The sequence below is a fragment of the Mucilaginibacter sp. Bleaf8 genome (assembly GCF_018390515.1).
Classification (GTDB): domain Bacteria; phylum Bacteroidota; class Bacteroidia; order Sphingobacteriales; family Sphingobacteriaceae; genus Mucilaginibacter.
Genome location: NZ_JAHBBK010000001.1, coordinates 1939577 through 1952635, shown reverse-complemented (window position 1 = coordinate 1952635; position 13059 = coordinate 1939577). Strand labels below are relative to the sequence as shown.

General features: G+C 43.8%; 9 protein-coding genes and 1 tRNA gene. 9 read left to right on the top strand and 1 reads right to left on the bottom strand.

Annotation, left to right across the window (positions count from 1 at the left end):
- Positions 1-36: 36 nt before the first annotated feature.
- The 4 genes from metG (at position 37) to KHS38_RS08490 (ending at position 4145) form a co-directional block, all read left to right on the top strand.
- A complete protein-coding gene (metG, locus tag KHS38_RS08505) occupies positions 37-2109 on the top strand; it encodes a methionine--tRNA ligase (protein WP_213488066.1) in 2073 nt (690 codons plus the stop codon).
- A 92-nt stretch (positions 2110-2201) separates the two neighbouring features.
- Positions 2202-2993 carry a hypothetical protein gene (locus KHS38_RS08500; protein ID WP_213488065.1) on the top strand — a complete coding sequence of 264 codons (792 nt, stop codon included), beginning with the start codon at positions 2202-2204 and terminating at the stop codon, positions 2991-2993.
- A gap of 116 nt (positions 2994-3109) precedes the next feature.
- A tRNA-Arg gene (locus KHS38_RS08495) sits at positions 3110-3181 on the top strand.
- A gap of 325 nt (positions 3182-3506) precedes the next feature.
- Positions 3507-4145 carry a hypothetical protein gene (locus KHS38_RS08490; protein ID WP_213488064.1) on the top strand — a complete coding sequence of 213 codons (639 nt, stop codon included), beginning with the start codon at positions 3507-3509 and terminating at the stop codon, positions 4143-4145.
- Positions 4146-4340: 195 nt separating this feature from the next.
- Here the strand turns inward: KHS38_RS08490 and KHS38_RS08485 are convergent, their stop codons facing one another.
- Positions 4341-5048, bottom strand: a complete 708-nt coding sequence (locus KHS38_RS08485; RefSeq protein WP_213488063.1) for an NUDIX hydrolase — start codon at positions 5046-5048, stop codon at positions 4341-4343.
- Positions 5049-5205: 157 nt separating this feature from the next.
- On the opposite strand from KHS38_RS08485, the gene KHS38_RS08480 reads away from it, so the two are divergent.
- From KHS38_RS08480 to KHS38_RS08460, 5 genes are all read left to right on the top strand, one after another.
- Positions 5206-5901, top strand: coding sequence for a response regulator transcription factor (locus KHS38_RS08480; protein ID WP_213488062.1), 696 nt, complete (start codon positions 5206-5208; stop codon positions 5899-5901).
- The gene (locus tag KHS38_RS08475; protein ID WP_213488061.1) at positions 5898-7256 is read left to right on the top strand and encodes a sensor histidine kinase; all 1359 of its coding nucleotides are present in this window, start codon (positions 5898-5900) and stop codon (positions 7254-7256) included. The genes KHS38_RS08480 and KHS38_RS08475 overlap by 4 nt, the downstream gene beginning before the upstream one ends.
- 93 nt (positions 7257-7349) lie before the next feature.
- The gene (locus KHS38_RS08470) at positions 7350-8654 is read left to right on the top strand and encodes a TolC family protein (protein ID WP_213488060.1); all 1305 of its coding nucleotides are present in this window, start codon (positions 7350-7352) and stop codon (positions 8652-8654) included.
- 14 nt (positions 8655-8668) lie between these two features.
- Complete coding sequence (locus tag KHS38_RS08465; protein ID WP_213488059.1) at positions 8669-9772, top strand: efflux RND transporter periplasmic adaptor subunit; 1104 nt, start codon at positions 8669-8671, stop codon at positions 9770-9772.
- Between the two features lie 27 nt (positions 9773-9799).
- Entirely contained in the window at positions 9800-12928 is a 3129-nt protein-coding gene (locus KHS38_RS08460; protein WP_213488058.1) for an efflux RND transporter permease subunit, read from the top strand.
- Positions 12929-13059 lie beyond the last annotated feature (131 nt).

The window sequence follows — 13059 nt, the reverse complement described above, 5'->3', positions numbered from 1 at the left end:
CTTATCTTTGCTAAAATATAAAAGCTTACAGATATTTTGGAAACGCAAAAGTATAAACGATATACCATAACTGCGGCATTACCTTATGCCAACGGACCTAAACATATTGGCCACCTGGCCGGCGCTTACATTCCGGCTGATTTATATGTACGTTACCTGCGCTTAAAACGCCGCGATGTAGTATTTGTGTGCGGATCGGACGAGCATGGTACCGCCATTGCCAACCAGGCCATGAAAGAAGGTACCACGCCCCGTGCCATTATTGATAAATATCATGAGCTGATTAAATACTGTTTCAATAAACTGAATATTTCATTCGATATCTATCACCGTACCAGCGAGCCTATTCATCACCAAACCGCGCAGGACTTCTTCACGGTATTGAACGATAAAGGCGACTTTATAGAGAAAGAATCGGAGCAGTACTATGATGAAGAAGCCGGCGCGTTTCTGGCCGACCGTTATATTGTAGGTACCTGCCCCGTTTGCGCCAACGAGAATGCCTATGGCGACCAGTGCGAAAAGTGCGGTACCTCGTTAAGCCCCGAGGAATTGATCGATCCGCGATCAACCCTGAGCGGTAATAAACCGATACTGCGCCCAACCAAGCACTGGTATTTGCCTTTAGATAAATATGAAGGCTGGCTGCGCGAATGGATATTGCAAGGCCATGCGCACGATTGGAAAGCCAATGTTTACGGCCAGTGCAAAAGCTGGATTGACGGCGGTTTGCAACCCCGCGCCGTAACCCGCGATTTGGACTGGGGTATAAAAGTACCTGTCGCCGGTGCCGATGGCAAAGTGCTGTATGTTTGGTTTGATGCGCCTATCGGTTATATATCAGCCACCAAGCAGTGGGCTATAGATAACGGCAAGGATTGGAAGCTGTACTGGCAGGATAAGGAAAGCAAGCTGGTGCATTTTATTGGTAAGGATAATATTGTTTTCCATTGCATCGTATTCCCGGCTATGCTGAAAGCGCATGGTGAGTTTGTATTGCCCGAAAACGTGCCAGCCAATGAGTTTATGAACCTGGAGGGCGACAAAATGTCTACAAGCCGGGGTTGGAGCATTGAGATGCACGAGTACCTGGAGGATTTTCCAGATAGGGTAGACGAGCTGCGCTACTACCTAACCGCCATTGCACCCGAAACCAGCGACAGTGAATTTACCTGGAAAGATTACCAGGCCCGCGTGAATAACGAACTGGTAGCTATTTTGGGTAACCTGGTAAACCGGGTAATGATATTAATGCACAAGTTTTTTGACGGTAAGGTTGAAACCAGCGCTGATAAATTAACATTGACGGATGAAGGTGTTAAAGTGGAAGTAAACAAACTGTACAACGAACTGGAACAAAGTTTTGAAAGTTACAAATTCCGCCAGGCACAACAGGTGGTAATGGATATGGCCCGCCTGGGTAACCGTTACCTGACCGAAAAGGAGCCGTGGAAAACTATCAAAACAGACCCAGAGGCGGCCCGCGAGGCCCTGCACAACTGTTTGGTGCTTATTGGTCATATCGCCACCGGCCTGCAGCCTTTTCTGCCCAACACGGTAACCAAAATACTAAACATGCTGAATTGGCCAGCGCAAACTATCCACTTTGATGAAGAAGTGGTGTTTACCAATGGGCATCAGCTGAATGCAGCAACATTACTGTTTGAGAAGTTGGAAGAAGAAGTGATTGAAAAACAAATTCAGAAATTGATTAATAAAAAACAAGCAATAGAAGTGGCAGTACAAGAAAGCGAAGCAGCCGCACCGGTTACACCGGCCAAAGAAAATATCAATTTTGAGCAGTTTGCAGCGATGGATATCCGCATCGGTACCATACTAACTGCCGAGAAGGTTGCTAAAACCAAAAAGTTGTTAAAGCTTACCATTGATACCGGTATTGATCAGCGTACCGTGGTATCGGGCATTGCCGAGCACTTTGAACCTGACGCTATAATTGGCCAACAGGTAAGCATCCTGGTAAACCTGGAGCCGCGCGAAATCAAAGGCATCCTGTCACAGGGCATGATACTTATGGCCGAAAATGCCGAAGGTGAGCTCACCTTCGTATCGCCGGTAGCAGCCATGCCAAGCGGTGCGGTAGTGCGGTAAAAAAAAAGCTGACTTGGTATTAAACCTTTTACAAAATATCAAGTCAGCCTTTTACTATTTTGCATTAAAAAGCAAACCACAAACCTATTACCATGAAAAAACTGCTTCTACCCATCCTTGCTGCAGTGACCTCGCTTGTTGCCTCATGCAGCACTTATCAAATCAGTACCATCAGCAGTACGAACAGTATCAAAGATGATAAGACGGGGGTTTTTTACTTCGAGAACGACTCGGTGAAGATATCCTACTCTTTTTATGGGAACAATGCCCCAATTAGTATAAAAGTTTATAATAAGTTGGATAAGCCTCTGTATGTTGATTGGCAACGGTCGGCTGCTATTGTTGGCAATGAAGCTTATAGCTACGCATCTGACAAAGTAAATATTAATGGTAATATCAATGCCTTAACTTATAATGACAATAATTGGAACCGGCGTGCGGCTTTTGGGGCCCTTAATTTAACCTCAGGATCATTAAATGCAGTGGCCGAATTACCTAAGAATATAACATTTTTGCCCCCACACGCCCAGATTGCCAACGTTCCGCTTAATTTGACGCAGGGAACGTTACATGTTCCCGAAAGTAGTTTACACAAAGAAAAGGTTAAACTTTTTGGCGATGTAGGTGATGTACAGGCAAATGTTAAAACGGCTGATTTTACTAAAGAAAATTCGCCGTTACTATTCAAAAGCTACCTGACTTTGTACACCCAAAATGGCAGCGAGGTTAAGCCGGTAGCTTTCCAGCACGAATTTTACGTATCAAAGGTAGTTAGTACCCAAACAGAGCCTGGCTTTTTTCCGCAATACCAAGTTCAGCGCGGCGACTTCTTTTTTAATAATAGCCCTATAGGCGACAATAAAGCACTGGCGGCCCAGGAATAATTAATGGTTATATCGGGCATCGTGTAATTATCTATTTAAGTAAACAGGCAACGTCAATATATTTCGCATCTACATTGCAGGTTCGGGTAATTTTTGCAAATTTGTACATCTAATCCGCCCCTGTAGTTCAACGGATAGAATAGAAGTTTCCTAAACTTTAGATATGAGTTCGATTCTCGTCGGGGGTACAGAATAGCAAAAATTACAGCTCATGCGTTAGGCATGGGCTGTTTTAGTTTTAGAACCTTCTAATGTTTATAAGCAATTTCCTGTATGTCCTCAATATATGATAGTGAAAATGCAGATGTTGTATAAAACTTTGATTTTGCGATAAGGTAACTATTGTTCTTAAGATACTTCAATTATAATATCACAATTAAATGCAGGATACCAGAATCAATTCAAGGCGTATTAAACACGTACTTAATATAAATTTTATCATAAATTAATAAGTATAGGTCCTTGTAATTAAATGGAAAAAATATTTTTGCTATAGTTAAAATCAACTTAAACATGAAAAAAATCTTTTACACATTTCTTATTCTTACAACGGTAGTTAGCGCTTGTAAAAAGGAAAGCTCAAATGTAGAGAATGAAACTAATTCTAATGCAATATCCGTTTCAAATGGAGATGCAAATGTGCCCAAGCTTTTTGATCCAAATTTCAAGTTTCATAATGATACCGCAAATGCTGAAACAAAAAGTAAAAGAATATTGACCGTATCTGCTTTGCAGCCAGAACAACCCCAGGGCAGTAGTTTGCCAATACTGCAATATTTTAGAAGGTCAGACGGTAAGCATTTTTACACTACTAATCCTAATGAGTTAGGTGCAGGGGCCAATGGGTTTGAATATGAAGGGACTGTCGGATATTTAGGCAGGTTGGGGATTGGCCCTGTTAATTCTGCGGTATATAGATACGTTAATGTGCAAGATGATCTACATTATTATTCAATGAATAAGATTGATAGGCCCAAATATACATTAGAGGGGATTATTGGTTATGCAGTATTTCCTCCAGCAGGTATTTCACCGCAGCCGATGTACGAATATTATGCTCACCTTGATTATGTCTACGGTTTAAACCAGCAAGCGCCTCCAGGATATGAATTGAATGGAGTTGCATTTTACGCAACTCGATACGCATTTTAAATAATTATTCGACAATTACTGAAAACATAAAAAGCTGTTAGTTTACTAACAGCTTTTTATGTTTTCTATGCAAGAGATTAATATTAGTACACTACCCCTTACATTGCATTTTAAAATGCAAATACTATTACTTTAGGATGAAGCTTTTAGTAATATTAAATTATAATACAAACCTTAATCTTATTAAGGTTAACCTCACCCCAGCAAATTATCCGGATTCGGTATTAAATTCAAAAACGCCTGGAACTTGGAGTAATAATTTTTCATGTCCAGCTGGTAGTAAAAGGCACCGCGCTTGCTGCTGGTTTTGTCTTTGTAGGATAGTTTGATGAGCAGTCCGGTAGCCAGCAGGCGCTTGCTAAAGTTGCGCTTATCGAGTGTGGTATTAAACACACTTTCGTACAGGGTTTGCAGTTGCGGCAGGGTAAACTTGCTGGGGAGCAACTCAAACAAAATAGGATGCAGTGCGGCTTTGTAACGCAGCCGTTTTTTGGCTTCTTCCACCATACGCTCATGGTCAAATACCAGCCGAGGCGCTTTTTTCAATGAAAACCATTCGGCATGGTAATGCTCGTTAATCTGGGCTTCGTAGCGATTAATATCAATCAAAGCAAAATAGGCAATGGAGGCTGTGCGCTCAATAGGGTCGCGCCTGGGGTCGGTATAAACGTGCAGTTGTTCCAGGTAAACCCCCTCCAGGCCGGTAAGTTCTTTCAGTATACGGTTTGATGCCTGCTCGGCGCTCTCATCGGGCTGCACAAAACCGCCCATCAGGCTCCAGTTGTTAATCTCGGGTTTAAATCCGCGTTTAATCAGCAAAATCTTCAGCGATTCACCATCAAAACCGAAGATGATACAATCAACTGCCAGTAATAGCCGTGTTTGTTTCGAGTATCTGTTCATCGTAACCGGGGCAACCTGAATTTGCCGGATAAGGCTTGCCGTATTGTTATTAAATTTTTTGAAATGGTACTAAAGGCGTAAATATACTGTGCAGCAAACCTAATATTATAAGTTGGGTATGAAATTTATTAGGTAAAAGTTTCATATTTGATCTTATATGTACAAAATTCTGCTGGTTGAAGACGAAGAGAAAGTTTCGGCATTTATACGCTGGGGGCTGGAAGAGCACAATTACATTGTAATTGTTGCGGCTGACGGCGCCACAGCGCAGGAAATGTTTGCCACGCAAAAGTTCGACCTCATTATACTCGATGTAATGCTGCCCGATACATCTGGCGTTGACCTTTGTGCACGTATCAGGCAGGTTAACCATACCATTCCTATCCTGATGCTAACGGCCCTGGCCGAGGTAGAAAACAAGGTGGCCGGTTTGCAGGCCGGGGCAGATGATTACCTGGCCAAGCCTTTTCACTTTATGGAGCTTACGGCCCGTATCAAAGCCCTGCTGCGCCGCACCAGTCATCCCGAGCAGGTGGAAGAGAATCATGTACTTACTTACAACGATCTGAAACTGGATTTATGGAGTAAAACAGCCGAGCGCGATGGCAAGCAAATCAATCTTACAGCTAAAGAGTACGCGCTGCTGGAACTGTTCATGAAAAACCCCAACAAAACACTCTCGCGCGATTATATTGCCGAGCGCGTTTGGGGAATTGAGTTTGATACCGGTACCAATTTTATTGATGTGTATGTGAACTACCTACGCAACAAAATCGAGAAAGGTTTTAGTAGTAAACTGATACATACGGTAATAGGCATGGGTTACATATTAAAAGCTGATAAAGCGGCATGAAAATAAAAGACAGGTTGTCCATGAATTTTACCCTCATTAGTTCGGGGGTAATGCTGGTGCTGATGGCAGCCATTTATATTACCTTTGAGGTGTACTTTCATGCTGATTTTTATAACCGTTTGGAAGACAGGGCAAAGGTGGCGGCCCAGCTTTACCTAAAGGCCGACGAAATTAGTTCGGATTCGCTTAACTACATCCGCGAACGCTACCTGCAGCGCTTGCCCGAGGAGGTGATCCGTATTTATGATAAAAAGAACGAGGCCTCATTCATTAAAGATAACCAGCAGTACTGGCCCGATAACATTATTGAAGAAGTTCGTCGCAAAAAGTCAATCCAACTGGCCGAGGGCGAGCGGCAAACCATAGGTATCTTTTTTAAAGACAACCAGGGTAATTTCGTTATCATGGCATCGGCTTTTGATTTGTCAGCCCAGCGGCGACTGCATACCTTAACCATTATTATGCTGATCCTTTTTGTAGTGGTATCGGCGGCCTTGTATTTTATCAGTAAATGGTTTGCGGTAAAATCGTTGGAACCCATTCATGTGGTAATTAAGCAAATGCAAACCATCAGGGCCAGTAACCTGAGTCAACGGGTTGATGAGGGCAACGGTAAAGATGAGATCAGCGAACTGGCCATGAACTTCAATAAGCTGCTCGAGCATCTTGAAAATGCTTTCGATTTGCAGCATGCCTTTGTAATCAATGCATCGCACGAGTTGCGAACGCCGGTTACCAGTTTAATGGGCGACATTGAAGTGGCCATGCAGCAGCAGCGCAGCGTGGATGAGTACCAGCAGATACTGAACCGTCTGTTGAATGACTCGAAACGCCTGCGCGATACGGTGAATATTTTGATGGAAATTGCCCGTGCCGACCGTGATTATACCCGTGCCAACCTGAGCCCGGTACCCGTTGATGAGTTACTGTGGGAGTTGCAGGCGCAATGGACGGCCGAATTAGGCAAAGGCGCCCTTAAACTCGATTTTAAACAGTTGCCCGAAAACCCGGATGACCTGCTTATAAATGCCAATAAATCATTGCTGGTAATTGCCATTAATAACATTATTAGCAATGCCTTTAAGTTTTCAGACAATAAGCCGGTAACAATAACGCTGGTTGCCAACCATACACGCGTGCAATTAGAAATTCAGGATTCGGGTATTGGCATATCGCCGGAAGAGCAAAGGAAAATCTTTACTTCCTTCTATCGTGCACCGGGCGCTAAGCCTTACCCAGGTAGCGGTATAGGCTTGTACGTAACCGAAAAGATTGTGCAGCTGTTCAACGGTGCAATCAGTCTGCATTCAGCGCCAGGCACAGGCACTACTTTTGTCATTACATTCTCCCATTGAGTGGTTAATTAAAATCCTAATCCCGTTCTAATGTGAACCTAATTCGCCTCTAATGCAGCATACATAGCTTTGATTAAGAAAATTAATTAAGCTATGTTTTCAAAGTATATAAGAGCATTGTTTTATACCCTGATACCGGTAGTATGCGTAATGGTGGGCAGTGCGGCACGGGCGCAATCCATTGGTACCGATACACTCCGGATTACATTACCCGATGCCGAAGATCTGTTTTTAAAAAACAACCTGAGCCTGATTGCTCAGCGCTATAACATTGCCGATGCGCAGGCACAGGTAATTACCGCAAAACTGTTTAATAATCCTGAAATTCAACTGCAGCATGGTTTGTATAACCCAACTGCCAAAAAGTTTTTTGATACCAGCCACGAGGGGCAGGAGTATCAGGCCGATGTATCGCAACTGATTACCACCGCCGGCAAGCGCAATAAAAATATCCAGCTGGCTAACCTGAATGTGCAATTGGCACAGTACCAGTTTTTTGATTTGCTGCGTACCCTGCGCTATACTCTCCGTACCGATTTTTTCCAGATTTACTACCAGCAGCAATCTGCTAAGGTTTATGCCGAAGAAATAAGCTCGCTGAGCAAAATTTTAAAAGCTTTTCAGGAGCAATATGCCAAAGGCAATATCGCACAAAAAGAGGTGCTGCGTATCCAGTCGCAACTGTACACCTTGCAAACAGAGCAAGCCACCCTGCAAAACAGCATTGATGATGTACAAAGCGAATTCAAACTGCTGCTGAAAGCCGACCCTAAAGTTTATGTATCTGCCGTTTATCAGGCCGATCCAGCTGCAACCATGAATTTGCAAAGCGTTGCTTATCCGCAACTGCTTGATTCGGCCTATACCAACCGGGCCGATCTGAAAGCCGCGCGTACTGCGGTTGACTATAGCAACACGAATTTAAGGTTGCAAAAAGCCAACGCTGTACCTGATATTACTATTCTGGCTGGCTATGATAAGCAGGGTAACTACATCCGCGATTACAATTATGTAGGTATTGCCATGCCGCTGCCTTTCTTTAACCGTAACCAGGGCGGCATTAAACAAGCCCGCATTGCGGTTGATGCCAGCAAAACGCAGCTGGAGCTACAGCAGGATCAGGTGCAAAGCCAACTGGCTAACAGTTACCAAAGTGCTATACGGTTAGACCGTTTGGCTAACAGTTTTGACCCTAAATTTAAAACCGATTTTAATCACCTGATTGATGAGGTGTTTAAAAACTACCAGCGCCGCAACATCAGCTTACTGGAGTTTCTGGATTTCTACGACTCCTATAAAAGTAATACCCTGCAACTGAATACCCTGCAACAGGATCGTGCCAACTCCTTGGAGCAACTTAACTACGTAACCGGAACCTCATTCTTCAACAAACAATAAAAAGATTACCCGTCATGAACAATAAATATAAATTTTCATACCCTGTATTAATTGCAGCATTGGGTATAGGTATTGGCGCATTGAGTGCCTGCTCGTCGCATCCGCATGAGGCGCCTAAAGATGATAAATTTCAGGTAACGGATACCTTATTAAATAGCCTGCTGGTAGATACCGTGAAAGCCGGTAATGCCGACGCCCTGATTTCATTGAGCGGTAAAATTACTGCTGATGATAGCAAAATGGCCAAGATATTCCCGATGGTGAGTGGTATTACCCAAAATGTACGCGTACAGATGGGCGATGTGGTGCACAAAGGCCAGGTGCTGGCAACGATGAAAAGTGTGGAGATGGCCGGCTTTTCCAAAGATGTAATTTCTGCTGATGCCGACATCCGCAATGCCAAACGCAACCTGCAGGTAGCTCAGGATTTGTATAAAAGCGGCCTGGCATCCGAAAAAGATGTAGAAGCTGCCCGCAGTGATTACCAAAAAGCCCAGGCCGAATCTAATCGTTCACGCACTGTACTTAATATCAACAAAGGTAATGCTGGTGGTTATGAAGTAATATCGCCTATATCAGGTACGGTAATCGAAAAAAATGTAACCAGCAACTCTGAGGTAAGGGCTGATAATAACCAGAATATGTTCACCGTGGCCGACCTTTCAACCGTATGGGCAATGATCAATATTTATGAGTCGGACATTGCTTCTATCAAAACTGGCGACGAGGTGAAGATCACCACGCTGTCTTACCCGGATAAAGTTTTTACGGGCCGTATAGATAAAGTCTATAGTACTATCGATCCTGATAATAAAGTAATGCAGGCGCGTGTGGTAATTAACAATGCCGGTAATTTATTAAAGCCCGAAATGTTTGCCAGCGTACAGGTGCAATCTCAAAGCGGCGAAACTTTGCCTAAGGTAAACACCCGCACTTTGGTTTTCGATAATGATCGGTATTACGTAGTGGTAATTGATGGCAAAGCTCATGCCCGCATACAGCCGGTTACTATCGCTAAAAAGGCCGATGAGTATGCCTACATCAGCAGCGGACTAAAACCCGGCGACAGGGTAGTGGCTTCGCGCCAGGTATTTCTGTACGAGTCGTTAAAAGACTGATTTTTTACGCCCTAAGTATTTAAAGCAATGAACAAGATTATAAAATCCGTTCTGGCATTTGCCCTCAAAAATAAATTCTTTATATTTTTTGTTACGCTGCTGCTGGCCGTGGCCGGTTATATCAGCTTCAAAAATATAGCTATTGATGCCTTTCCGGATGTAACCAATACGTCGGTTACCATTATTAGCCAATGGCCAGGCCGTAGTGCCGAGGAGGTTGAAAAATTTGTTACCCGCCCGCTCGAAATAGCCATGAATCCGGCCGAGCGTAAGGTAAGCATTCGTTCGTCATCACTGTTCGGTCTTTCGGTAGTAAAAATCACTTTCGATGATGATGCCGATTATAACTTTGCCCGGGTACAAATTAATAATCACATTGGTGATGCCGATTTGCCCGACGGTGTAAAACCCGACATTTTGCCCCCTTATGGTCCAACCGGTGAAATTTACCGCTTTAGCCTTACCAGTAACCGTAAATCCGTACGCGAACTGAAAACGGTTATGGATTGGGTGGTTGACCGGGAAATACGTTCGGTACCGGGTGTTGCCGATGTGAACAGCTTCGGCGGTGAAGTTAAAACTTATCAAATCACCGTTGATCCGCGCCGTGCGCTGCAATACAATGTTACACCGCTTGAAGTTTATACTGCCGTATCAAAAAGTAACATCAACGTAGGTGGCGATGTAATTAAGCAAAGCGGACAGGCTTACGTAGTGCGTGGTATCGGTTTGCTCAATGATATCAACGACATTAAAAATATCATTGTTGATAACATTAATGGTACGCCTGTTTATGTAAAAAACATTGCCGATGTAGCTGAAAGCAGTTTGCCCCGTTTAGGTCAGGTAGGCCGCGATTTAGACCCCGATGTGGTGGAAGGTATTGTGGTAATGCGCAAAGGCGAAAATCCAAGCGTAGTAATTGCAGCATTGAAAGAAAAGATTAAGGAGCTGAATACCTCAATTTTGCCTGATGATGTCAAAATCAAAACTTTTTATGACCGTGAAAAGCTGGTTGATTTTGCTACGCACACCGTAATGCACAACATGCTTGAAGGTATCATCTTCGTAACTGTTATTGTGTTCCTGTTCATGGCCGATTGGCGTACCACCCTTATTGTGTCGTTGATTATTCCATTGGCGCTGTTGTTTGCCTTCATCTGCTTAAAGCTGAAAGGTATGGCCGCCAACCTGCTGTCTATGGGTGCTATCGACTTTGGTATCATCATCGATGGGGCGGTCGTCATGGTCGAGGGTATCTTCGTAGTGCTCGATCACCGGGCCAAGAGCATGGGTATGGAAAAATTCAACCGGCTGAGCAAGCTGGGTATGATTAAAGAAGCCTGTTTAACCAACGGTAAAGGCATCTTCTTTGCCAAGCTCATTATCATCACCGGCCTGCTGCCTATCTTTAGCTTTGAAAAGGTGGAAGGCAAAATGTTTTCGCCTTTGGCCTGGACATTGGGCTTTGCCTTGCTGGGCGCCTTGTTGCTAACCTTTACTTTTGTACCGGCCATGGCCAGCGTACTGCTTAAAAAAGATGTACGCGAAAAGCACAACAAGTTTCTGGAAGCCATTATTCGTAATGCCATGCGCTTTTACGACTTCTGTTTCAGGGCAAAGCGCCGTGTATTGCCTATATCGCTTATTGCGCTGGTGGTAGGTTTGTTTTGCTTCAAATTTTTAGGTACTGAGTTTTTACCTGAGTTGAATGAGGGTTCCATTTATGTACGTGCTACTGGCCCGCTGAGCACTTCGCTTGATGAGTCGGTTAAAATGGCTAACGAGATGCGTCGTATTTTCCTGAGTTTTGATGAAGTTAAGCAGGTAATGTCGCAAACCGGCCGCCCAAATGACGGTACCGATGCAACCGGTTTCTATAACATCGAGTTTCAGGTAGATATCTACCCCCAATCGGAATGGAAACGTAAGGAAACCAAAGAACAGTTGATTGAGCGCATGCAGGATAAACTGAAAGGTTTTCCGGGGCTCGACCTGAACTTCTCCCAGCCAATTTCAGATAACGTGGAAGAAGCGGTATCAGGTGTAAAAGGCTCCATTGTGGTTAAAATGTTTGGTGATGATTTTCATTACATTGAAAACAAAGAGGAGTCCATTTATAAAATATTAAAAAGCGTAAATGGTATTGCCGACCTGGGTATACTACGCAACTTAGGCCAGCCCGAGTTACAGATTAACCTGGATGAAAGCAAAATGGCTATGTACGGTGTTACCACGGCCGATGCCAATGCGGTAATTGAGATGGCTTTGGGCGGTAAGGCGGCTACACAAATTTATGAAGGCGAGCGTAAGTTCGATCTTCGTATTCGTTACCCTGAAGATTTCCGTAACAACGAAGAGTCTATCGGTGATTTGCGTGTACCAACCTTGAATGGCGGCCGCGTGCCACTGCGCGAGATAGCCAGCATTCGTAAAATTATTGGCCCAAGCTTAATTTACCGTGATAACCATGAGCGTTATGGTGCAATCAAGTTCTCTATCCGTGGCCGCGATATGGGTAGTACCATACAAGAAGCGCAGAAGAAAGTAAATGCGCAAATTAAACTGCCAAAAGGCTACCACCTGCAATGGGCCGGCGATTTTGAAAATCAGCAGCGAGCCACCAAGCGTTTAGGGCAGGTAGTGCCTATCAGTTTGCTCATCATCTTTTTTATTCTGTTTATTTTATTCGGCAACTTCCGCGATTCGTTGCTGGTGTTAAATAACGTACCGTTCGCTATTGTAGGCGGTATTCTTTCTCTGCTTATCACCGGAATTAATTTTAATATTTCGGCCGGTATCGGTTTTATAGCCTTGTTTGGTATATGCGTGCAAAACGGCGTTATCCTGATTACCAAGTTCAAAAGCAACATGAAAGAGATGAAGCACCACCCCGAGAAATTAACCTTCGCCCAGGCGTTGTATCAGGGGGTAGAAGACCGTATGCGCCCGGTGATCATGACGGCTATGATGGCAGCCATAGGTTTGTTGCCGGCAGCCGTATCATCAGGCATAGGTTCCGAGGCATCTAAACCTTTGGCTATTGTGGTGATAGGCGGTTTAATCACCAACACCGTGTTCAATCTGTTTGTATTCCCGATTGTGTTTTATTGGGCGTACAAAAAGCGGGTAGAAAGTGGTGTAGCAATTCGATAGCTTAAAGCGTTTGTTTGCTTCTAAAGGCGGCCTTAAAGGCCGCCTTTAATTATTTAATATATAATGGTTCTTAGTACTTGTTAATTAATAACGGTATGCTTGATAGTTAATTTAAAATATAATTGTTGTAT